Source organism: Plantactinospora sp. B5E13, from assembly GCF_039871775.1.
In the GTDB taxonomy this organism is placed as follows: domain Bacteria; phylum Actinomycetota; class Actinomycetes; order Mycobacteriales; family Micromonosporaceae; genus Plantactinospora.
Genome location: NZ_JBDPLT010000051.1, coordinates 19,257 through 40,164 on the forward strand (window position 1 = coordinate 19,257; position 20,908 = coordinate 40,164).

The following is a 20,908-nucleotide window of genomic DNA, read 5'->3' on the forward strand; positions in this document are numbered from 1 at the left end:
GCGGGGGCCGGCCCGCCCGCCCTCGGTGGAGGGGACCACTCGTCATATCCGTGATACATTCATGTCCATCTTTCTATCGGTGATGGTCGGCGCCGGCGGACCGGGCTGACCGGTCTGGAGGTGTGGCATGCGGAGCCGCCTTCTCGTCGCGGGAGCGGCCCTGGTCATCGGGTTGAGCGGGGGCGGCCTCGCGGTCGCCGCGACCGCGCCCCAGGCCGGCGACGTGTCGGTGTCGGCCGCCGGTGAATTCGACTTCAGTCGTCCGGAGACCGTCGCCACCAACCTGAACACCCCCTGGGGTCTCGCCTTCCTGCCCGACGGCAGCGCGCTGGTCGCCGAACGCAACAGCGCCCGGGTGCTGCGGCTGCGGCCCGGACAGAGTCCGCAGCAGGTCACCACCATCTCCGGCGTCTCGGCCGGTGGTGAGGCCGGATTGCTGGGGTTGGCCGTCTCGCCGACGTTCGCCCAGGACAACTACGTCTACGCGTACTTCACCTCGAGCAGCGACAACCGGATCGTCCGGTTCCGGCTCGACACGCCGCAGACCCAGACGCCGATCCTCACCGGACTGGCCCGGGCGAACTTCCACGACGGCGGCCGGATCGCCTTCGGCCCGGACGGCATGCTCTACGCCGGGGTCGGTGACGCCGGCCAGACCGCCAACTCGCAGAACCCGCAGAGCCGCAACGGCAAGATCCTGCGGATGCGACCGGACGGCGGTGTACCCGCCGACAACCCGACGGCCGGCTCGCTGGTCTACAGCCTCGGCCACCGCAACGTCCAGGGGCTCGCCTGGGACGCCCAGGGCAGGCTCTACGCCAGCGAGTTCGGGCAGAACACCTGGGACGAGGTCAACCAGATCGTGCCCGGTGGCAACTACGGCTGGCCGACCGTGGAGGGCCGAGGCAACGATCCACGCTTCCGGGACCCGATCGTCACGTGGACGACCGCCGAGGCGTCGCCGAGCGGCGCCACCATCGACGGCAACGTCCTGTTCGTCGCCGCGCTGCGGGGAGCCCGGCTCTGGACGGTGCCGCTGACCGGCAACGGCGGCGCCGGCGCCCCGGTCGCCCAACTGGTCAACACCTACGGCCGGCTCCGTACGGTCGAGCGGGCGCCCGACGGCTCGCTCTGGGTGACGACCAGTAACCGGGACGGCCGGGGTACGCCGGCCACCACCGACGACCGGGTGCTGCGGTTCCCGCCGGTCGGCGTCAACCCGACGAACCCGCCGACCACGCCGCCGACCAACCCGCCCACCACGCCACCCACCAACCCGCCCACCACGCCGCCGACGAGCGGGCCGACGAACCCGCCCACCACGCCGCCGACGCAGGGACCGGGCGGCTGCTCGGCCACCGTCTCGCTGAACCAGTGGAACGGCGGCTTCGTCGCCACGGTACGGGTGACCGCCGGCTCGTCCGGCACGAACGGCTGGTCGGTGGGGATGACCCTGCCGTCCGGTGCCACGGTCACCAACGCCTGGAACACCCAACGCAGTGGTAACAGCGGCGCGGTCACGTTCACCAACGTGAGCTACAACGGCCGGATCGCCGCCGGACAGTCCACCGAGTTCGGTTTCCAGGGCACCGGCACCGGCAGCGGCATGACCCCGACCTGCACGGCCAGCTGACCGCCCCGAACCCGCCCCGGACCGCGACGGGTCCGGGGCGGGACGCCGCTGGTCAGGTCCCGCCCCGGACTGCGACGAGTTCGGGGCGGGACTGCCGGATCGGGGTCAGCGTGGTGGCGGTGGCGATGCCCAGGCAGAGCAGACCGGCGACGAGGCAGACCGGGGTCGTACCGTAGCGGGCCACCGCGGCGGTGAGCACGGCGGCGCCGAGCGGGCCCAGCGCCGAGTGCAGGGTCCAGAACGCGGAGGTCACCCGGCCGAGCAGCCGCTCCGGGGTGACCTGCTGACGCAGCGACACCGAACAGATGCCGGCGGTCGCGGTGCCGAACGTGTACACGGTGACCAGCGCCGCCAGAGCCGGGACGGTGCCGGTCAGACCCACCCCGGCGACAGCCAGCCCGGCCATCGCGTACGCGCCGATCCAGCAGACCCCGAAACCGAGCCGGCGGCGGATTCGGGCGACCAGCAGCGCCGCGACGACGGTGCCGCCGGCCGCTCCGGCGAAGACGGCGCCGACCGCCGCGTCGGTGCGGCCCAGGTCGTGCTTCACGTGGTAGATGAAGACGTCGGTCAGACCGATGGTCAGGAAGGTCAGGAACGACAGCGCCACGGTCAGCGCCCGCAGCGTCGGATGGCGCCAGAGGAACCGGACCCCGACCAGCAGATCCGACCACCGGGCGGCCCGCTCGGTGGGGTCTGCCGCACCGGTGTCCGGTGACGTCCGGCCGGCGTCCACCCGGTGCTCCGGACCGACCGGCCGGGCGGCGGGGGGCCGGAACCGCACGAAGCGGAGCCCCAGCGCCGAGCAGCCGAAGGTGCCGGCGTTGACCGCGATCGCGGCGGCCGGGCCGATCGCCGCGGAGAGCGCACCGGCCAGGAGCGGTCCGGCGATGCCGGCCGCGGCGTAGCTCGCGTAGAGGTGGCCGTTCGCCCGGGTGATCTGCCCCGGGGCGACCAGCGCCGGCACGGCGCTGACGTAGCCGACCTGGAAGAGCATGCCGACCGCCGCCCCGACCGGCGCCACCAGGTAGAGCAGCCAGACCTGCGGCGACCAGAGCCAGACCAGCGGGATCAGCCCGTAGCCGAGCGCGCGGGCGAGGTCGCAACCGATCAGCAGCCGCCTCCGGTCGACCCGGTCGACCAGGAACCCGGCGAGCATGCCGGCGAGCACCGACGCGGCGCCACCCAGACCGGTCAGCAGCCCCATCTGGGCGACCGAGCCGGTCGCGTGCAACACCAGCAGCGGTACGGCGATCAGCGAGAACGAGTTCCCGAGCGCGGCGAGGGTCTGCCCGGAGAGGAAGAGTGGAAAGTCCCGTCCGCGCCACAGCGCCCGCCCGTCCGGCGGCTCCGGCGGATCGGGCGGCCCTGCTGGGACGGGCGGCGGCTCCGGCGGATCGGGCGGTCCCGGTGGCGCGTCGGCCCGTGCCCCGGTCACCCCGTGCGGGAGCCGGCACTGCCGGAGCCCCGCTGCGCGCCGACCCGGCCGCCGGTGCCGGGGGAGGCCTCCCGTAGGCCACGTACGGCGAGCCGGTCCGCGCGCTCGTTCTCCGGATGCCCGGCGTGTCCCTTCACCCAGTGCCAGCGCACGTCGTGCCGGCCGGCCGCTGCCTCGAGTCGCTGCCACAGGTCGGCGTTCTTCACCGGCTGCTTCGCCGCGGTCCGCCAGCCGTTGCGTTTCCAGTTCGGCAGCCACCGGGTGATGCCGTCCCGCAGGTAGGTGCTGTCGGTGTGCAGGCGTACCGTCACCGGGCGGGTGAGGCTCTCCAACGCCTGGATCGCCGCCATCATCTCCATCCGGTTGTTGGTGGTGGCTGTCGGCTCGCCGCCGTGGATCTCCTTCTCCCGGGTGCCGTACCGCAGCACCGCGCCCCACCCGCCCGGGCCGGGATTGCCACTGCAGGCGCCGTCGGTGTAGATGTCGACCACCGGGGGGATTGACTGCTCCGTCACCCGGGCAACATACCCGCCGTACCCGGTCTCCGGCCCGGGGCGGGGGACGGCGCGCCCAGGCCGACGGCCGGACGGCGTCGCCGGGTTGACGGCGGTGTGCCGGCGTTGTCGGTTTGCGCAGCGGCTTCCAAACGGCCGGCGGGCCGGATTCGGACCTCGGCGGCGCGGGGTAAGGCGTCGATCATTTTTGTTGATCGATCAACCTCGCATCGATCGTCGCCGAGCAGAGAGGGACACGATGGCTCTCACCCGCCGGGGTTTCCTGGAGGCATCCGCCGCCACCGCGATTGGCGCACTGCGGCTGTCGACCGAATCCGCGTCACCGCCGGGCTTCCCGGCCGACATCCCGGTCCACCGCGAGGTCTACCGCAACTGGGCCGGCGAGATCCAGGTGACCGGGGCCTGGACCTGCGTACCGCGGTCGCCCGCCGACCTGGTCACCGTGGCCAACTGGGCCTACCGGAACGGCTGGACGGTACGCGCCCGCGGCTACCGGCACACCTGGTCACCGTTGACCGTGCCGAACGGCGACCCGGACATCGACCGCACCCTCCTGGTCGACACCACCCGCCACCTCACCGCGATGACGGTGCTCTCCACCACACCGGGCGCGGCGGCGGTCCGGGCGCAGACCGGCGTCACCATGGAGGCGTTCCTCGGCTACTGCGAGGAGCACGGACTCGGGGTGACCAACACCCCCGCGCCGGGCGAACTGAGCCTCGGCGGGGTGCTCGCGATCAACGGGCACGGCACCTCGGTGCCGGCCGACGGCGAGACCCGGGCGCCCGGCCACGGCTACGGCTCGCTGAGCAACCTCATCCTCTCCCTCACCGCCGTGGTCTGGGACGCCTCGGCCGGCGGCTACGTACTGCGGACCTTCGACCGCGCCGAGCCGGACTGCGCGGCCTTCCTGACCCATCTCGGCCGGGCCCTCGTCACCGAGGTGACGCTGCGGGTCGGGGCGAACCAGAACCTGCGCTGCGTCAGCAGCGTCGACATCCCGGCCAGCGAACTGTTCGCCCCGCCGGGCAGCGGAGCCCGTCGTACCCTGGCCAGCTTCGTCGCGGCCGCCGGACGAGTCGAGGCGATCTGGTTCGCCTTCACCGAGCACCCCTGGCTGAAGGTCTGGAGCGTCGCCCCGACCCGGCCGCTCACCTCCCGGCCGGTGGCGACGCCGTACAACTACCCCTTCTCCGACAACGTGCCGCGGCCGGTCGCCGAACTGGCCGAGCAGCTGATCGGCGGGGCCTGGTGGCTGGCGCCGACGTTCGGCCAACTGCAGTACACCACCGCCGTCACCGGGCTGACCGCCACGCTCGGCCACGACCTGTGGGGGCCGTCGAAGAACCTGCTGCTCTACGTCAAGCCGACCACCCTGCGGGAGCACGCCAACGGTTACGCCGTGCACACCACCCGGGCGTCGCTGCAGCGGGTGGTCAGCGAGTTCGCCCAGTTCTACCAGCGGCAGCTCGCCGCGTACCAGGCCCGGGGCGAGTACCCGGTCACCGGACAGGTGGAGATCCGGGTCGCGGGGGTGGACCGGGCCGAGGACGCCGGCGTCCCCGGGGCACGGCCGCCGGCGCTCTCCGCGGTCCGGCCCCGACCGGACCATCCCGAGTGGGACACCGTCGTCTGGTTCGACGTGCTCAGCTTCCCCACCGCGCCGCGGCTGCACGCCTTCTACCGGGAGATGGAGGACTTCTTCTTCACCACCTACACCGGGTCGTACGCCTTCTGTCGGGCGGAGTGGTCGAAGGGCTGGGGCTACACCGACGGGGCGGCCTGGGCGGACCCGACGATGCTGACCGGGACCGTCCCCGACTCCTACCGCCAGGGGCCCGACCCGACCTGGGAGTGGGCCCTGGACACCCTCGACCGGTACGACCCGCACCGACTCTTCAGCAACGCCTTCCTCGACGTCCTGCTGCCCGAATCGACCTGACCGCCGTCGGCACCGGCGGCCGCTGCGCCCTGCGCGAACGGGCCGGCCGCCGGTGTTCCACCGTGGGTGAATGGGGGATCGGAATCGTGAACCACGGGAGGACCAGATGCGAGCGGCGTACGACGAGATCGCGGACTGGTACGCGAACGAGTTCCTCGACCGCCAGGCGGCGGCCGGTGATCCGCTGGAGATCGTCCCCACCCTGCGTCGGCTGCTCGGGCCCGGCGACGGCCGGTGTCTGGAGATCGGCTGCGGCACCGGTGTGTACGCCGCATCCGTCCGCGCGCTCGGCCGTACCCCGTTCGGGGTCGACATCTCCGCCGGCATGCTTCGGCACGCGACCGGTCGGCTGCCGGTCGTCCGGGCCGACGCCGCTGGCCTGCCGTTCCCCGACGGGTCGTTCCCGGCGGTCGTCGCGGTGATGGTGCATACCGACATGCCGGACTATCCGACGGTGCTGAGCGAGGTGGCCCGGGTCCTCGTCCCCGGCGGCGTGTTCGTCCACATCGGAGTACATCCGTGCTTCTGCGGTGCGTTCGCCGACCGGGCCGACCCGGCCGCGGTGGTCATCCGGCCGGGCTACCTCGACCGCGGCTGGAGCACGGAGTCCTGGACCGACCAGGGCATCCGCGACAAGGTCGGCGCCGAGCACCGGCCACTGCCCGAACTGCTGCACGGACTCCTCGACGTCGGGCTGGTACCCGACCGGTTCGCCGAGGGCGGCCGTCCGACCCCGACCATGTTCGCGGTCCGGGCCCGGCGGGCGGGCTGAGCCGCCCGGGGCGACCGCCCGCCGACCATCGAGGACGGACCGCGCCGCGCGATGGCGTCGGCACCGACGTCGCCGGCGACCGCGTCCGCCGTCGAGCGGCTCGTCCGGGCGGCCGGTCACTCCACCGGGAGCAGCCGCAGCGCCAGCTCCGGACACATCCGGACCGCCTTGCGGGCACCCGACTCCAGCCAGGTCGGCACCGGGGAGGAGGGGAACGCCGGGAAACCGTTCGCGTCGAGCCGGATGAACTCCGGCGCGACGTGGGCGCAGAGCCCGTGCCCGTCACAGCGGGACCAGTCCACCACCAGCTTCGACGTCGGGTTGTCGGGGGCGGACGGCAGACCCAGCACCCCCTTGACCCGCTTGCCACAGCCGCCCCGGGTGGCGTGCGCCTCCAGATCCTCGAGGAAGACCTCCAGGGCCGAGGTGGCGAACCGGGACGTACCGTCCGGGTGGCTGCAGGCGCCCCGACCGCGGACCGCGCTGGCTGCGGCCCGGACCGCCTCGGCCGAGGCGCTGCCGCCGACGATCTGGTCCATCGTCCGGGCCAGGTCCGGCAGGCCGAGCCGGCACGGTCCACACTGGCCGGCCGACTCACCGGCGAGGTACTGCACCACCTGGGCGGCCTCGCCGAGCGGGCAGACGTCGTTGCCGATCGGCATGATGATCCCGGCGCCGAGGCTGCCGCCGGCCTTGCTGAAACCGGCCCGGGAGACCTCGGCGGTGGCCGCCGCCTCCGCCGTCATCCAGTTGCCGTGGTAGCCGCCGGTCAGCACCCCCGGCCCCTCCGGCGCCTCGCAGAGTTCCAGCACGTCGCGCAGCGGGATTCCGGTCGGGCACTCCACCACCGCCGGACGGCCGGCGGCCCCGGTCACGGTGAGCAACACGGTGCCGGGCTCGTCCGGGGTGCCGACCGTGCCGTACTCGTACGGTCCGAGGCGCGCCGCCACCGCGAGCTGGGCGTACGTCTCCGCGTTGGAGAGCAGGGTCGGCAGCCCGCCCACCCCGGTCTCGCTGGCCCGCTGCTTGCGTCCGGGCGGGATGTGCGCCTCGCCGTTGATCCCGCGTACCAGCGCACCGCCCTCACCGGAGATGAACCGGTGCGGCACGGTGACGATCCCGGTCCGGACCGGCATCCGGCGCTCGGCCAGCGCGGCGGTCAGCGAGGCCTCGCCGATGCCGTCGTCCGCGACACCGATCACGATCTCGTCGGCGTCCAACGCGTACGCGGCGATCGCGGCACCGTCCAGGATCAGGTGCGGCGCGCGGGTGAGCAGCGCCTTGTCCTTCCAGGCCCCCGGCTCACCCTCGGTCGCGTTCACCACCACGACGGTGGGCAGGTCCTGCCGGTCCGCGGACTCCAGTACCGCCTTGACCTTGCGTCCGAACGGGAAACCGGCACCGCCCTTGCCCTTGAGTTCGATGCCCTCGACCAGCCGGATCAGACCCTTCGCGGAGAGGGGGTTCACCGCGCCGTGCACCATCTCGTGGGCGGTGAGGTCCAGCCGACCGAACTCGTCGAATCCGGCGGTCAGCCGGGGCTCGCCGAAGCAGGCGACCGGGGGTACGGCGGTCAAACTCATCTCGTCACACCTTCGGTTCGTTACGGGAGGGCTCGCGGATGCGACCCGCGCTCAGCGGGCGTCACCCTTCAGGCTGGTCCAGTACGCCCCTTCCTCGGCCGCCTCGTCGGACTTGCGACGTCGGGAGGATCGGCTGGTCGCGGCGCTGCCCCGGCGGGCCCGCCGGGCGGCGAGGTTGACCAGCGTCGGGGTGTCGAGTTCCTCGTCGTCCTCGTCGCGCCGGGCCACCAGGTTGGGTTCGTACCGGGCGGCCCGGCCCCAGCCGAGGGTGCTCTCCTCGGCGTCGGTCTCGTCGCGTCCCCGGCTGTGCCGTCCGCCGCGCTCCTCGCCCGGTTCGTCGTCCGGGTCCCGCCGCCGGCGGCCGGCCCGTGGCGCCCCGCTCGTCGGCGCCTCGTCGTCCGGGTCCCGCCAGGGTCGCCGTCCGGTCCCGCCCGGGTCGGTCCCGGTCAGGTCGACCGCCGCCATCGACCCGGTGTCGTGCCGGCTGCTGCGCGGCGGTTCGTCGTCAGAGGACAGCCGACGGTAGCGGGAGTCGCCGATGCCCCGCGCCGGCCGGTCCGCGGCGTTGTCGGATCCGCGTCCGGGCCGGTCCCAGGGCTCGTCGGCGTCGTCGCCGGTCCAACGGCGCGGGCTGTCCCAGGGCAGTTCCGGCTCGGCGGCGGTGTCCCGACGACCCGGTCCGGCGAGCGCCTCCCGGTCCAGCGGCACCTCCGGCACGGTAAACCGGTCGGCGCCACGGCGCGACGAGTCCGTGGTGTCGAACTCGCCGGCCCGGGCCCAGGAGTTGATACCCGGCTCCGTGCCGTCCCCGCGCAGGTCGTCGAGGCTGCGGCGGCGCCGGCCGGCCGACGGCTCCCGGTCAGCCTGGGGCTCCCGGTCGGCCGCGCCGCCGCGCCGGTCGTCCCGTTCGGCGGAGGCGGTCCGCTCGCTCCACCGTCCGGCGCCGGTGTCCCGCAGGTCGTCACGGTCCGCGGTACCGGAGCGTCGGTTCCCCCGGTCCGCCGAACCACCGCGCCGGCCGTCCCGGTCGGCCGCGTTCTGTCGGCTGGCCCGGATCTCGTCGGCGGTCCGGCGACGGGCCGGCGCCGCCGTACCGGCCCGGCCCCCGGCAGCCGGCTTCGCCGGCCGGCCGACCGGTGCCATCGACCCGGTGGTCTGGGAGGCCTCACGCTTGCGCCCGAGGCTGACCGAGAGCCGCAGCAGCAGGAGGACAACCACCATGGCCACGCAGAGCAGGTAGCTGGCGGTGACCCAGGTGGCCGCCGTCCGGCCGGCCTCCAGGCCGTGCACCAGGGCGATCGGCCAGGCGGCGTACGCCACGCTGTGCAGGGCCCGCCACATCCACGGCTTGCCGATTCCGGCGAACCGGGCCCGGATCAGGCCGGTCCAGAGCACACCCACCATCATCAGCCCGGCGACGGTGCCCAGTCCGACGTAGACGTTCGCACCCCCGACAAACGGCAGGAACGCGTTGGACGCGCTGACGTGACCGGCGGAAATCTTGGTCAGGACGTGCAGCACCAGCCCGATGACCGCGATGATGCCGAGCGCCCGGTGCGCCGACTGCAGCAGCACCCGGTGCCGGATCAGCAGCACGATCCGGTCGGTCGCGACCAGCCCGACCATCACCGTCAGACTCAGCGAGACCAGGGTGACCGGTCCGGCGAAGAAGACGACAAAAACGAACATGTACGCGTCGATGATGTTGCCGAACGGGCTCAGCATCGCCGCCGCCCAGACGGCGGTCAGCGCGGAGACGACCAGCAGCGCGACCGCCGACCTCGGGCGGGGCGCGGTAGCCCGGCTGGTGAAGCTCTTCGGGATGCTGGCTCGCTGAAGCTGTCTCGTCCCGGCCATCCGCTCCTCGATCTTCCACCTCGGCGCCCACGTCACGGCTCACCCTGGCCGGCCGTGTCGTCGTCGACGGGCGACCGTGCCGCTCGACCCGACCGGACCACGTCGGCCGGTCTGTCGGGCCGCTGTCGTACCGCGGCCCGACCCACCTCAAGTACGTGGAAACCGGTCAGACGGATGAGTCAGTGCCGATTATGTTTCACGATCGGTGGCGGTGGTTGTCCCGGGGTGGGATCTGGCGTCAGCCGGTGAAGAGCTTCGCCGCGGTGATGACCGTCTGTACCACGCCGTAGCCGAGCAGAATCGCGACCAGTAGCCAGGAGATCCAGAGTCGACCGGTCTGGCCGGACGGGTCAGGGCTCATCGGGTGGTGCTCCTCTCGATGTCGGGGTCGCCGGCCGGCGCGGCGGGGTCCGGGGCGACCGGCTCGTGGAAGCGTTCCGGGACCGGTCGGACCAGCAGGTTGGCCACGAAACCGACGGCCAGTACGCCGACCATGGTGAACAGCGCCGGCCGGTACGCGTCGGCGGTGAGGGTGCCGGGCCGGCCCTGGGCGTCGAGGAAGCCGTTGATGATCAGGGGGCCGGCGATCCCGGCGGCGGACCACGCGGTCAGCAGCCGGCCGTGGATGGCGCCGACCTGGAAGGTGCCGAACATGTCCCGTAGATAGGCGGGGACGGTGGCGAAACCGCCGCCGTAGAAGGACAGGATGACGCAGGCGAGCAGGACGAACAGGGCGGTGGCGGTGGAGCCGACCAGGGCGAGCAGGGTGTAGAGCACCATGCCCACCCCGAGGTACACCACGTAGATGGGCTTGCGGCCGATCACGTCCGACGTCGACGACCAGACGAACCGACCGGCCATGTTGAACAGCGACAGCAGTCCGACGAAGCCGCCGGCCGCGGCGATGCTGACCGTGGAGGTCCCGCCGTCGCGGAAGAAGTCCTGGATCATCGGGCTGGCCTGTTCGAGGATCCCGATGCCGGCGGTGACGTTGCAGAACAGCACGATCCAGAGCAGCCAGAAGGTACGGGTCCGGATCGCGTTCGAGGCCGAGACACTGGCCGTGGTCACCAGCGGCCGGGCCGCCACGCTCGCCGGGTCGAAGCCGGCCGGTCGCCAGCCGGGTGCCGGTACCCGGACGTTGACCACACCGAACATCATGATCGCGAAGTAGCCGAGACCGAGCGTGACGAAGAGCCCGACCAGGGCGCCCCCGGAGGCGACCGAGGCGGCGTTGGCCGGGTCGTAGTCGGGGTCGTACAGCGACAGCAGTTGCCGGGACAGCGGACTGGCCAACATCGCGCCGCCGCCGAAGCCCATGATGGCGAGCCCGGTGGCGAGGCCGGGACGGTCCGGGAACCACTTGATCAGGGTGGAGACCGGGGAGATGTAGCCGATGCCGAGACCGATGCCGCCGAGGAAGCCGTACCCGAGGTAGACCAGCCAGAGTTGACGGGTCGCGATGCCGAGGGCACCGACCAGGAAGCCGGTGGCCCAGAAGCAGGCGGAGACGAACATCGCCTTGCGCGGGCCGTGGGCCTCGACCCAGGTGCCACCGAGCGCGGCGGAGAGTCCGAGCATCACGATCGCGATGCTGAACACCACCCCGATCGCGGTCTGACTGGTGTCGAAGTGGCTGATCAGGGAGTTCTTGTAGACGCTTGTGGCATACGCCTGACCGATGCACAGGTGTACCGAGAGCGCCGCCGGCGGGATCAGCCAGCGGCTGTATCCCGGGCGGGCGACGGTGTGCTGGTGGTCGAGTGCGGACAGCAGTGGCACGGTCGCACCTCGCTTTGCGGGTGAGGCGGGTGCAACGGTGCGGCGGCGCTCGCCGGGGTGGCGGGGGGCGCATCGTCGGTTCCGCCGGATTCAGTGGCTTGTCGCCGGAACCTAGTCGCCCCCGAACCGGCTAAGTGATCTTCAGAACCGGGTTGATCGCCGGGCGGTCGATCAGCTGAGCCGAACGGTCTCATCCGGACCGTCGTACTCAAGGCGTACCAGTGACGACGGCCCGGTCAGGACGCCGGGTGACGGGCCGGGCACCGCGGAGGCACGCCGGTGCCGGGTCGACGTGTCCGGGCCGGTCGCCCGGTCCGGCACCCGCTGCCGACCCCGGCACCGGCGCTCAGTCCGGTAGCCGCAGCGACGCCACCTGGTAGCCGGTCCCGTCGGCCTGGACCAGGAGCAGTCGACCGTCCGCCGAACTGGCCAACGCGACCGGGCCGGCGGGCGTCGCCCGGTGCAGCCGTACCGGGTGGCCGTTCGCGCAGTCGTCGAGCGGGCAGACCCAGAAGACCACCCGGCCGGGTGGGTCCGGCGCCGCCGGGCCGACCCGTACCGTGGCCGGGCCGAACCGTATCTCGCCGGCGGACCGCTCCGTCGGATCCGCGACCGGCCCGATCAGCGCCCGGCCGTCGGTCGTGACCACGAGGCCCGGCCAGCCGGAAACCGGGGCGGGCCACAGGCGGTGCTCGGCACAGCGCGGCTCGGCGCACCGCCACAGCCGTGGAGTTCCCCGCGTCTCGTCCAGCAGCACCGGAGCCCCGTCCGGGGCGACGGCCACCCCGACCCCGCCGGGTGTGCCAGGGACGCCGGGGACTGTGGCGGATCCGCTGCGGTCGACGCCCGGCCCGGCCGGGACCGGCAGGTCGTCGAGGAGGCCCCCGGGGGCCAGTTGACGCGACCGGGGTTCGCCGCAGCGCGGCGACTCGCAGGTGCCGAGCCAGGTGCCGCCGTCCGGAGCCCGGTAACCGACGACCGGACGTCCGGCGGTGTCGACGCTGAGCACCAGCGGCGGGCGGAACCTCGGACCGTCGGTGGGGACGACAATCCGGTCGCCGCCGGGTACCCGGCCGAACAGCACCTCCGCCCGGCTGCCGCAACCGGCGTCGGCACACGGGTACCCGGCGAGTTCGTCCTGCCCGGCACCGCCGTCAAGGATCGCGGCGACCGTCGGTGCGCCGGTCGGCCCGACGGCCACCGCCAGGTGCGCCGGTTGCGGTCCGGCGCCGGGCCAGGCGTACGACGACGGTGACTCGTCGCAGCGGCCCGTGCGGGTACACCGGAACAACCGCAGTCGGGTGTCGGCCGACGGTCCCCGGCCGGGGTCGGCGGTGGCGTACCAGACCGTGCCGTCGGGGGTGACGGTCGCCGCCCGGACCCCGCCGGCCGCCATGACCGTACTGTCGGTGTGGGTCCGTGCCGAGTGGCAGCCGGCGTCGGCGCAGTCGACGATGCCGGCGCTGTCGACCAGCACGGGTGGGGCGCCGGTGGGCAGGCCGACCGCGAGCAGCAGCCCCGGCGGTGCCAGGTGACCGGTTCGGACGGCCGGTACCTGATACGGGTTCACCACCGTGACCACCACCGCCAGCCCGGCCGGGGCCAGCAGCGCGACGACGAGCCCGAGCCGGCCGAGGCGGTGGGTGGACCGGCCGGCCGACTCGGACGCCGACGGCACGGCGGTGTGCCGGACCAGCTCGATCCGCTCCGGGCCGAGATATCCCACCGCGAGGGTGGCAGCCTGGACCGGCACGACGACGGCCAGGACGAGGGTGTACAGCAGGGCGGGCAGACCGGCGGCGACCGGGGTGGCCGCGACGGCGGCCAGACCGCCGGTCACGGCGTCGGCCAGGGCGGCGGTGCCGACCAGGGCCAGGACCGGCAGCAGACCGGCGCCGACCAGCACCCCCAGCGAGGTCCGCCACGGCCGGCCCCGACTGGCGGCGAGCGCACGGTCGACCGCCGGCCCCGTGCCGAGGCCGTCGAGCCCGATCGCGGACAGCGTCAGCGCGACCCGGCACAGGGCGAGCAGGCCGGCGAGGAGGGCGGCGCCGAGCAGCACGACCGCCAGGCGCGGCGGAAGGATCCGGAGCAGCGGACCGACGACCACCACCAGGCCGGCACCGCCGAGTACCACGCACAGACCCAGCAGGCTGGCCGTCCCGGCCCCGGCCCGCCCCCACCGGCCCCACATCCGCCGAGCCGGCGGCTCGGCGACGAGGGCCGCTTGCCCGGCGACCATCGCGACACACCAGCCGACCAGCGCGACCAGCAACGCGGCGAGGGTCGCCGGCAGGTGGTGCCGGCCGCCGCCGTCCAGCAGCGGCACGCCGTCGACGATCGCGGACCGGTCGCCGCCGGCGACCGTCCACAGGGCCGGCACCACCAGGCAGACCGGGACGAGGGCCGGCACCGTCGCCCGGAACAGCCGACCCAGGTGCCCGGCGGCCAACCGGTACGCCGTACCGACGAACCAACGGACGCCCGGCGTCGGCGGGGGTGGGGGTGGGGGTGGCATCACGGGCACACCGTACGCGACCGTCGCACCTGGTCATCGTCTCCGGAACCGCCCACCGGCTCGGCGTCGCGGCGCGGCTACCCGGGGTGGCCGCCGGTCAACGCGGCGGTGATCCGGGGCAGGACGCTGCCGATCGGTTCCCGGACCACCGCGTCGGCGAGACCGTCGTACGGCGTCGGGTCCCGGTTGACGATCACCAGCCGGGCGCCTGCCATCGCCCCGACCAGACACAGTGACGCGGCCGGTTCGACGGTCAGCGAACTGCCCACCGCCAGCAACAGCTGGGCCGCCTCGGCGATCCGGCTCGCCTGCCCGAGCGTCGCCGGGTCGAGGTCCTCGCCGAACAGCACCACGGCGAGTTTGAGGATCCCGCCGCAGTCCGGGCAGCGGGGATCCTCGTCGCCGTCCGCGACCCGGGCCAGGGTTCCAGCCGTCGGGGTGCACTTCGCGGTCATGTCCGACGGCACGAAGGTGGCCGCGCCGAAGTTCCTGCGCCGTGTGGCACGCAAGCTGCGCCGGTTGCAGCAGGCCCTCTCGCGCAAGCAGAAGGGCTCGGCCAACCGCAGGAAAGCCGTCAAGAAGGTCGCTCGCGCGCACGTGCGGGTGGCCGACACCCGGCGCGACTGGCAGCACAAGGTCTCGACGCAGATCATCCGCGAGAACCAAGCGGTGTACGTCGAGGACCTGTGTGTGACCGGTCTGGGCCGGCCCCGGCTGGCGAAGTCCGTGCACGATGCGGGCTGGGCCACCTTTACCGCCATGTTGGAGTACAAGGCCGCCCGGTACGGGCGCACCTTCGGCCGGGTGGACAGGTTCTTCCCGTCCACCCGCATGTGCTCCGACTGCGGACGCATCAACGAGAAGATGGCGCTCAACGTCCGGTCGTGGGACTGCCCGTGCGGAGCGGCCCACGACCGGGACGTCAACGCCGCCAGGAACGTCAGGGCCGCTGGACAGGCGGACCTCAACGCCCGTGGAGCGTACGTAAGACCGGCATCCGTGCCGGCGGCGCGCAGGGAAGCGGGAACCCACCCGGACGCCGCGCGGTCCACACACAGCGTGGAGGGAATCTCCGTCCTTCAGGCCGGAGAGGATGTCAATACGAGGTCAACGTGCTGGCCGCGGTCCGGCTGACCCGCGCCTACCTGCCCGGCATGATGGCGCGGGGCTGGGGACGCGTGCAGTACATCGCGAGTGACTCGGCGGTGGTGATCCCGGCCGAGATGATCCACTACGGTGTCTCCAAGACGGCACTGCTCGGCGTCTCACGCGGTTTCGCCAAGGCCGCGGCCGGCACCGGGGTCACGGTCAACGCGGTGATCGCCGGCCCCACCCACACCGGCGGCGTGGAGGACTTCGTCTACCAGTTGGTGGACCGGAGCCTACCGTGGCCGGAGGCGCAGCGAGAGTTCATGCGGTTGCACCGGCCGCAGTCGCTGATCCAGCGGCTGATCGAACCCGACGAGATCGCGAACCTGGTCACGTACCTGGCCTCCCCGCTCGCCTCGGCTACCACCGGCGCGGCGGTCCGGGTCGACGGCGGGTACGTCGACACGATCGTGCCGTAGCGCGGCCGCGTCACGGTCGGGCCGCCGCGCCGACCTCGCCCGGTGGCCGGCAAACGGGGCGAAAGGCCGGACCGCTGGCCCGATCTGTCGCAGTCTTGCCGGGTGAGAGCAAGTACCAAGGCGGCGCTGGAACGCGACCCGGAGGGCTCGCGCCGGGTCTCCCTGCTCGAACTCTTCTTCGACCTGGTCTACGTCGTCGCGCTCTCTCTGATCTCCCGGCATCTGGTGGAGAACCTGACCTGGCTCGGGGTCCTTCAGACCGCGGTGCTGCTCGCCGCCCTCTGGTGGGTCTGGTCGATCACCGCGTTCCTCACCGACCTCTACGACCCGCAACAGGTCTCGATCCAACTGCTGATGCTCAGTGCCATGCTGGGCAGCCTGCTGCTGGCGGCGACCGTGCCGCACGCGTTCGGTTCGGGTGCCATCGTCTTCGCGTGCGCGTACGTCGGTATCCACCTCAGTCGCGGGCTGTTCCTGATTCCCACGTTGCGCGGCCAGGAGGTGCAGAAGCGGGCGCTGCGGATCTTCTTCTGGTTCAGTGTCTCGGCCGTGCCCTGGGTCATCGGCGGCCTGGTGACCGGGGAGGTCGCCCGGGCGGCCTGGTGGGCCGGCGCGCTGACCATCGACTACGTCGCGTTCAGCCTGGGTTATCCGACGCCGGGACTCGGTCCGCTGCCACAGGCGCAGTACCGGGTCACCGCGGAGCACCTGGCCGAGCGGTACCAGCAGTTCTTCATGATCGCGCTGGGTGACGCGATCCTGGTCAGCGGATTCACCTACAGCGAGGTGCGCGCCGGCCCGGCCTCCTCCGGCGCGTTCCTGGTGGCGTTCCTCAGCACCGTGCTGCTGTGGCGGATCTACACCCACCGCGCCGGCGAGGTGCTGCCCCTGGCCATCGAGTCGGTCGTCGAGACCCGACGGTTCTTCCGGGTGGCGCCCTACACCCACCTGGTGATGGTCACCGGAGTTGTCATCAAGGCGGCGGCCTTCAAACTCATGATCGCGGATCCGCTCGACGACGCCGGTTGGCCGATGGTCGGGCTGCTGCTCGGTGGGCCCGCGCTCTTCCTGGTCGGCCGGTCCCGCTTCGAGTACGAGGTCTTCGGCCGGGTCTCGCCGTCCCGGGTGGTCGCGGCGCTGGTCCTGATCGTGATCTCACCGGTGATGCTCCTGCTGCCCGTCCTGGCGATCGCCGGTGTCGGCTGCCTGGTGCTGGCCGGGATGGCGCTGGCCGACACCCTGCGCAGCTGGGGTAAACGCCCGGAACCCCCGAAGCCGGCCCTGTGACCCGCTCACCGGCCAACCCGGGCGCTGCCGGCACACCTGCTTCGTCGGGTGTGCCGGCAGCGGTTCCGGGTAGGCGAGCCGAACAGTGGCACGGCAGAGTGGAGCCGCCAGATGAACCTGTCCCATCTTCCGCTGCGCGTCACGATCGGCGCGTACGTCCTGAATTCCGGTCTGTCGAAGCTGAGCCTGGAGGGCGAGGCGGCGGCGAGCGTGCACGGGATGGCCGTCGGCGCGATGCCGCCGGTCAGACGGTTCTCGGCGGAGACGTTCGCGCGGCTGCTCGCCGGTACCGAGATCGCTCTCGGCGCCGCGTTGCTGCTGCCGGTGGTTCCCGGCGCACTCGTCGGCGCGGGCCTGGCCGGGTTCGGCGGGGCCCTGTTGCGCCTGTACTGGGCGACCCCGGGCATGCACGAGCCGGGTGATCCGCGGCCCACGCAGCAGGGCGCCGGGCTGGCGAAGGACTCCTGGCTGGTCGGTGCCGGCCTGACCCTGCTCCTCGACGACCTGTTCGGGCGGGCCGCCAGCAAACGTCGGATGCTCGGCCGGCACCTCGGCGGTACGCGTCGCGGCTGACCGCCCGCCCACCGGTGCCGTCGCGCCGTCCCGGGTCCGCCGGGCCGGTCACGGGTTTGCCCGGACCGGTCCCGGGTAGGCCATCGGACCAGGGGTCGCGGTGCGGACCGGCCGCCCGTCACGGGCACCGGCCGGCGTGACCCGAACGCACCGAACCGGGGAGGGGACGACGTCATGGCTGGGATCAACCTGCGCAGCGTCGCCTTCAACGACCACGACCGGCTGCCGGACCGGTTCTCCCGGGCCGGCGGCAACATATCGCCACCGCTGGAGTGGGGCGACGTACCCGAGTCGGCCACCGAACTGATCCTCCTCGTCGAGGACCGGGACGCCGGGCGGACGCCGTTCCTGCACTGGCTGGTGACCGGGATCGAGGCGGACTCCGGTGGCGTCGCCGAGGGCGAGACACCGCCCGGCGGCCGGGCCTGGGTCAACGGCTTCGGCACCGCCGGCTGGGGCGGACCGCATCCACCGGTGAACGACGACCCGCACCGCTACTTCTTCCGGCTCTACGCCGTGAACCAGCCGTTGGAGCTGCCCGCCGCGCCGCAGGTGCCGGACGTGCACGCCGCGATCGGCGCGCTGGAACTGGCCAGCGGCAACATGGTCGGCACCTTCGCCCGCTGACACCGGGCGGAAAATCGGCGGCCGTCCCGGCAGCGCCGGTGGTTGGATGCCGCCATGCGGCTTCCCTCCGGCTGGTCGGTGCGCCGGCCGACGCTCGACGACGTACCGGCGATCCTCGCCGTGGTGCACGCCAGCGACATCGCGGCGGTCGGCCACCCCGACTTCAGCGCCGACGACGTCCGGGAGGCACTCACCGCGCCGGGATCGGACCCGACCCGGGACTCCTGGCTCGCGGTGGCACCGGACGGCAAGGTGGTCGGCTGGTCGTACCTGGAGGACGCGGTCACCGGCATCCGGGAGAGCGTCACCGTCTACGTCCACCCGGAGCGGGGTGTCGCCGCCGAACGGCCGTTGCTGGCCCGCCAACTCGCCCGGTCCGCGCGACGCGCGGCGGAGTCCGGCGCCGACCGGACGACGGTCCGCGCCATGGCCGTCCCCACCGAGTCGCGGTGGATCGCCACGCTGCGGGCCGCCGGATTCGGCTTTGTCAAACGGTACGCCCGGATGCGCCGGTCACTCGCCGGGCTGAGCGCCGTGCCGCCGTCCCCGCCGGCCGGGGTGACGATCCGTCCGGTGCGTGCCGCCGACGAGGCCGAGCTGCGGACCTTCCACCGGATCCTGGACACCGCGTTCCGGGACACCGACGACCACCAGCCGACCAGCTACGAGCAGTGGCGCGCGCGGGTGGCGGCGCTGCCGAGCGTTTCCTGGGACGAGTGGCTGCTGGCCGTCGTGGACGGTGAACCGGCGGGGGCGCTGCGGTCCGCCGACCAGAACCTCGATCAGAACGAGGGCTGGGTGAAGGCGCTGGCGGTGCTGCGGCCGTACCGTCGCCGGGGGGTGGGCGCCGCCCTGCTCGGACACGCCTTCGCCCGCTACGCCGGCAAGGGACGCGAGTACGCGGGCCTCGGGGTGGACCTCACCAACCCGAACCAGCCGGTCCGGCTCTACCACTCGGCCGGCCTGACCACCCGGTACGAGGTCGACACCTTCGAACGGACCGTCGAGGCGGCCTCAGGCGTCGACGAGGTCGTCGGCGAGGGCGAGCCGGTCCAGTGACAGCAGGTGGTAGTCGTACCAGTCGACCTGGACGGTGCCGTCGGCGGCGTAACAGCCGATCAGCCGCCCGGTGAAACCACCGGCGACCTCGGTGGAGAGGTACCGGCCGTCGAGTTCGGCGAGTGTGACGAACTCGCCGTCCGGCGCCTCGAAGCCGAGCCGTACCACGTCCGGCTCCTGCCGGGGGTGGTCCATGCCGGGGCCGGACGCCCAGGTCTCGACACGGAGCACCACCGGGCCGGAGACCGGCCGGCCGGCGAGCCGCTGCGCGAGGGGCCCGATCCGGGCCCGTACGCACACCTCGCCGTCGCCCACCTCGACCGCGTAGTGGTGCTGCTCGTCGAGGCGTACCGCCAGTCCGCCCCGGCCCCGCCCGGCGTCGACGAGGGCGCGGACCCGGACGTCGTGCTGGTCCTGCCGGCGCCCGACGAAGGTCACGCCCGGGTCGTCGAGGGATCCGCCCCGGGCCCGCAGGGTCAGCCAGCCGGGGCGTTCGACCAGGGAGACGTCCTCCGGCGGTCGGGACCGGATGGAGATCCACCGTGGGTGCAGCCCGCCGGTGTCGAAGTCGTCGCGGGCCGGCGCGGCGGGCACCGGCGCCGGCGGCAGGTCCGGAGCGCGCATCACCGGGGTCACCGGGCCGACCACGGGCCAGCCGTCGGACCAGGTCACCGGGGCGAGGAAGGTCTCCCGGCCGAGGACGTGCCAGCCGGGGGTGCCGCCGCGCGGGCGTACCCCGAGGAAGACCAGCCACCACGAGCCGTCACCGGCCCGGACCAGGTCGCCGTGTCCGGTGTTCTGGATCGGGTGGTCGGTGCTGCGGTGGCTGAGGATGGGGTTGGCCGGGCACGGCTCGAACGGCCCGTCCGGGGCCGGGCCCCGGGCCACCGAGATGCCGTGCCCGCGTTCGGTGCCGCCCTCGGCGATCAGCAGATACCAGGTGTCGCCGACCCGGTAGAGGTGCGGCGCTTCCGGATACTGGGCGCCCGGTGTGCCGGACCAGAGCCGCTTCGGTGGGCTGAGCACCGCGCCGGAGACCGGGTCGATCCGCCGCTGGTCGACCCCGGCGGTGGTGCACCAGCAGTTGCCGTCCTCGTCCCAGGCCAGGTCCGGATCGATGCCGGTGACGTCCGGCAGGGGGACGGGTTCCGACCAGGGCCCCGCCGGATCCTCGGCGGTGACCAGCAGGGTCCCGCCGCGCGGGACGTTGGAGGTGATCAGCCAGAACCGGCCGTCGTGGTGCCGCAGGGTCGGCGCGTAGACGCCGCCGGAGGAGGGGGTGCCGGGCGGCAGCCGCAACTGGCTCGGCCGGTCGAGCACGTTGCCGAGCTGGGTCCAGGAGACCAGGTCCCGGCTGTGGAAGATCGGCACTCCCGGGAAGTACTCGAAGCTGGAGCAGGCCAGGTAGTAGTCGTCGCCGACCCGGCACACGCTCGGATCCGGGTGGCAGCCGGGGATGACCGGGTTGGCGAAGGTCCGCATCGGTTCGTCGAGCGGCCCGGACGGGCTACCGGTCGCCCCGGCGACCGTGGTCGCCGGTCGGTCGGCCCCGCCCGGTGACGGAGCGGCGGGCGGGGCGTGAGCCCCGGCCTTCGTCCGGAGCGGTGCCGAGCGTCGTCCTCGTGGCAGGGCGGGTCACCGTCATAACCGATCCCTCCGGCGAAAAGTTTCCGGAATAATTCCGTAACTGGATCGGAACGCTATGGCCCGTTGTGCGGACAGTCAACCCCGGAAGCTGGGGCAAAATACGGAGA

Annotated in this window: 18 protein-coding genes; 9 read left to right on the forward strand and 9 right to left on the reverse strand. The window is 73.2% G+C overall.

From position 1 onward, the window contains the following. Window positions 1-127: 127 nt before the first annotated feature. Window positions 128-1,633 carry a PQQ-dependent sugar dehydrogenase gene (locus ABGB05_RS30860; protein ID WP_347657458.1) on the forward strand — a complete coding sequence of 502 codons (1,506 nt, stop codon included), beginning with the start codon at window positions 128-130 and terminating at the stop codon, window positions 1,631-1,633. A 52-nt stretch (window positions 1,634-1,685) separates the two neighbouring features. Here the strand turns inward: ABGB05_RS30860 and ABGB05_RS30865 are convergent, their stop codons facing one another. Continuing rightward, on the reverse strand, window positions 1,686-3,071 hold the full coding sequence (locus ABGB05_RS30865; protein ID WP_347657459.1) for an MFS transporter: 1,386 nt from the start codon (window positions 3,069-3,071) through the stop codon (window positions 1,686-1,688). Further along, a complete protein-coding gene (gene rnhA, locus ABGB05_RS30870; RefSeq protein ID WP_347657460.1) occupies window positions 3,068-3,586 on the reverse strand; it encodes a ribonuclease HI in 519 nt (172 codons plus the stop codon). The genes ABGB05_RS30865 and rnhA overlap by 4 nt, the downstream gene beginning before the upstream one ends. 238 nt (window positions 3,587-3,824) lie before the next feature. Between rnhA and ABGB05_RS30875 the strand changes: the two genes are divergently transcribed. Together ABGB05_RS30875 and ABGB05_RS30880 are read left to right on the forward strand one after the other, a co-directional pair. After that, window positions 3,825-5,528 (forward strand): cholesterol oxidase substrate-binding domain-containing protein, encoded by a 1,704-nt coding sequence (locus tag ABGB05_RS30875; RefSeq protein WP_347657461.1) that lies wholly within the window; start codon window positions 3,825-3,827, stop codon window positions 5,526-5,528. Between the two features lie 106 nt (window positions 5,529-5,634). Further along, window positions 5,635-6,300: a class I SAM-dependent methyltransferase gene (locus ABGB05_RS30880; protein WP_347657462.1), complete on the forward strand. Its 666-nt coding sequence runs from the start codon at window positions 5,635-5,637 to the stop codon at window positions 6,298-6,300. 116 nt (window positions 6,301-6,416) lie between these two features. Here ABGB05_RS30880 and ABGB05_RS30885 read toward each other — a convergent pair whose 3' ends face one another. The 6 genes from ABGB05_RS30885 to ABGB05_RS30910 form a co-directional block, all read right to left on the reverse strand. Continuing rightward, window positions 6,417-7,883 carry an NADH-ubiquinone oxidoreductase-F iron-sulfur binding region domain-containing protein gene (locus ABGB05_RS30885; protein ID WP_347657463.1) on the reverse strand — a complete coding sequence of 489 codons (1,467 nt, stop codon included), beginning with the start codon at window positions 7,881-7,883 and terminating at the stop codon, window positions 6,417-6,419. Window positions 7,884-7,934: 51 nt separating this feature from the next. Then, window positions 7,935-9,776: a hypothetical protein gene (locus tag ABGB05_RS30890; protein ID WP_347657464.1), complete on the reverse strand. Its 1,842-nt coding sequence runs from the start codon at window positions 9,774-9,776 to the stop codon at window positions 7,935-7,937. A gap of 202 nt (window positions 9,777-9,978) precedes the next feature. Beyond that, window positions 9,979-10,101, reverse strand: coding sequence for a hypothetical protein (locus ABGB05_RS30895; protein ID WP_347657465.1), 123 nt, complete (start codon window positions 10,099-10,101; stop codon window positions 9,979-9,981). Then, window positions 10,098-11,516 (reverse strand): OFA family MFS transporter, encoded by a 1,419-nt coding sequence (locus tag ABGB05_RS30900; protein WP_347657495.1) that lies wholly within the window; start codon window positions 11,514-11,516, stop codon window positions 10,098-10,100. Before ABGB05_RS30900 ends, ABGB05_RS30895 begins: the two co-directional genes overlap by 4 nt. A gap of 352 nt (window positions 11,517-11,868) precedes the next feature. Beyond that, window positions 11,869-14,043, reverse strand: coding sequence for a hypothetical protein (locus ABGB05_RS30905; protein WP_347657466.1), 2,175 nt, complete (start codon window positions 14,041-14,043; stop codon window positions 11,869-11,871). A gap of 74 nt (window positions 14,044-14,117) precedes the next feature. After that, a complete protein-coding gene (locus tag ABGB05_RS30910) occupies window positions 14,118-14,495 on the reverse strand; it encodes a Sir2 family NAD-dependent protein deacetylase (protein ID WP_347657467.1) in 378 nt (125 codons plus the stop codon). Here ABGB05_RS30910 and ABGB05_RS30915 point away from each other — a divergent pair. The 6 genes from ABGB05_RS30915 (at window position 14,494) to ABGB05_RS30940 (ending at window position 19,154) form a co-directional block, all read left to right on the forward strand. Beyond that, complete coding sequence (locus ABGB05_RS30915; RefSeq protein ID WP_347657468.1) at window positions 14,494-15,174, forward strand: transposase; 681 nt, start codon at window positions 14,494-14,496, stop codon at window positions 15,172-15,174. The two genes, ABGB05_RS30910 and ABGB05_RS30915, sit on opposite strands and share 2 nt — an antisense overlap. Next, window positions 15,153-15,608 carry an SDR family oxidoreductase gene (locus ABGB05_RS30920; RefSeq protein WP_347657469.1) on the forward strand — a complete coding sequence of 152 codons (456 nt, stop codon included), beginning with the start codon at window positions 15,153-15,155 and terminating at the stop codon, window positions 15,606-15,608. The genes ABGB05_RS30915 and ABGB05_RS30920 overlap by 22 nt, the downstream gene beginning before the upstream one ends. A 102-nt stretch (window positions 15,609-15,710) precedes the next feature. Next, a complete protein-coding gene (locus tag ABGB05_RS30925; RefSeq protein WP_347657470.1) occupies window positions 15,711-16,895 on the forward strand; it encodes a low temperature requirement protein A in 1,185 nt (394 codons plus the stop codon). A gap of 111 nt (window positions 16,896-17,006) precedes the next feature. Next, window positions 17,007-17,468, forward strand: a complete 462-nt coding sequence (locus ABGB05_RS30930) for a hypothetical protein (protein ID WP_347657471.1) — start codon at window positions 17,007-17,009, stop codon at window positions 17,466-17,468. A 174-nt stretch (window positions 17,469-17,642) separates the two neighbouring features. After that, the gene (locus ABGB05_RS30935) at window positions 17,643-18,095 is read left to right on the forward strand and encodes a YbhB/YbcL family Raf kinase inhibitor-like protein (RefSeq protein ID WP_347657472.1); all 453 of its coding nucleotides are present in this window, start codon (window positions 17,643-17,645) and stop codon (window positions 18,093-18,095) included. A gap of 54 nt (window positions 18,096-18,149) precedes the next feature. After that, window positions 18,150-19,154 (forward strand): GNAT family N-acetyltransferase, encoded by a 1,005-nt coding sequence (locus ABGB05_RS30940; protein WP_347657473.1) that lies wholly within the window; start codon window positions 18,150-18,152, stop codon window positions 19,152-19,154. On the opposite strand, the gene ABGB05_RS30945 is transcribed toward ABGB05_RS30940, so the two are convergent. After that, entirely contained in the window at window positions 19,110-20,636 is a 1,527-nt protein-coding gene (locus tag ABGB05_RS30945; RefSeq protein ID WP_347657474.1) for a glycoside hydrolase family 43 protein, read from the reverse strand. The genes ABGB05_RS30940 and ABGB05_RS30945 overlap by 45 nt on opposite strands. Window positions 20,637-20,908 lie beyond the last annotated feature (272 nt).

What these genes read in the sequence shown, in the direction of transcription:
- ABGB05_RS30885 (WP_347657463.1), bottom strand. Translation starts at nt 7,883, where the DNA reads ATGAGTTTGACCGCCGTACCCCCGGTCGCCTGCTTCGGCGAGCCCCGG.
- ABGB05_RS30875 (WP_347657461.1), top strand. Translation starts at nt 3,825, where the DNA reads ATGGCTCTCACCCGCCGGGGTTTCCTGGAGGCATCCGCCGCCACCGCG.
- ABGB05_RS30935 (WP_347657472.1), top strand. Translation starts at nt 17,643, where the DNA reads ATGGCTGGGATCAACCTGCGCAGCGTCGCCTTCAACGACCACGACCGG.
- ABGB05_RS30910 (WP_347657467.1), bottom strand. Translation starts at nt 14,495, where the DNA reads ATGACCGCGAAGTGCACCCCGACGGCTGGAACCCTGGCCCGGGTCGCG.
- ABGB05_RS30930 (WP_347657471.1), top strand. Translation starts at nt 17,007, where the DNA reads ATGAACCTGTCCCATCTTCCGCTGCGCGTCACGATCGGCGCGTACGTC.
- ABGB05_RS30945 (WP_347657474.1), bottom strand. Translation starts at nt 20,636, where the DNA reads ATGCGGACCTTCGCCAACCCGGTCATCCCCGGCTGCCACCCGGATCCG.
- ABGB05_RS30880 (WP_347657462.1), top strand. Translation starts at nt 5,635, where the DNA reads ATGCGAGCGGCGTACGACGAGATCGCGGACTGGTACGCGAACGAGTTC.
- ABGB05_RS30915 (WP_347657468.1), top strand. Translation starts at nt 14,494, where the DNA reads ATGTCCGACGGCACGAAGGTGGCCGCGCCGAAGTTCCTGCGCCGTGTG.
- ABGB05_RS30895 (WP_347657465.1), bottom strand. Translation starts at nt 10,101, where the DNA reads ATGAGCCCTGACCCGTCCGGCCAGACCGGTCGACTCTGGATCTCCTGG.
- ABGB05_RS30860 (WP_347657458.1), top strand. Translation starts at nt 128, where the DNA reads ATGCGGAGCCGCCTTCTCGTCGCGGGAGCGGCCCTGGTCATCGGGTTG.
- ABGB05_RS30940 (WP_347657473.1), top strand. Translation starts at nt 18,150, where the DNA reads ATGCGGCTTCCCTCCGGCTGGTCGGTGCGCCGGCCGACGCTCGACGAC.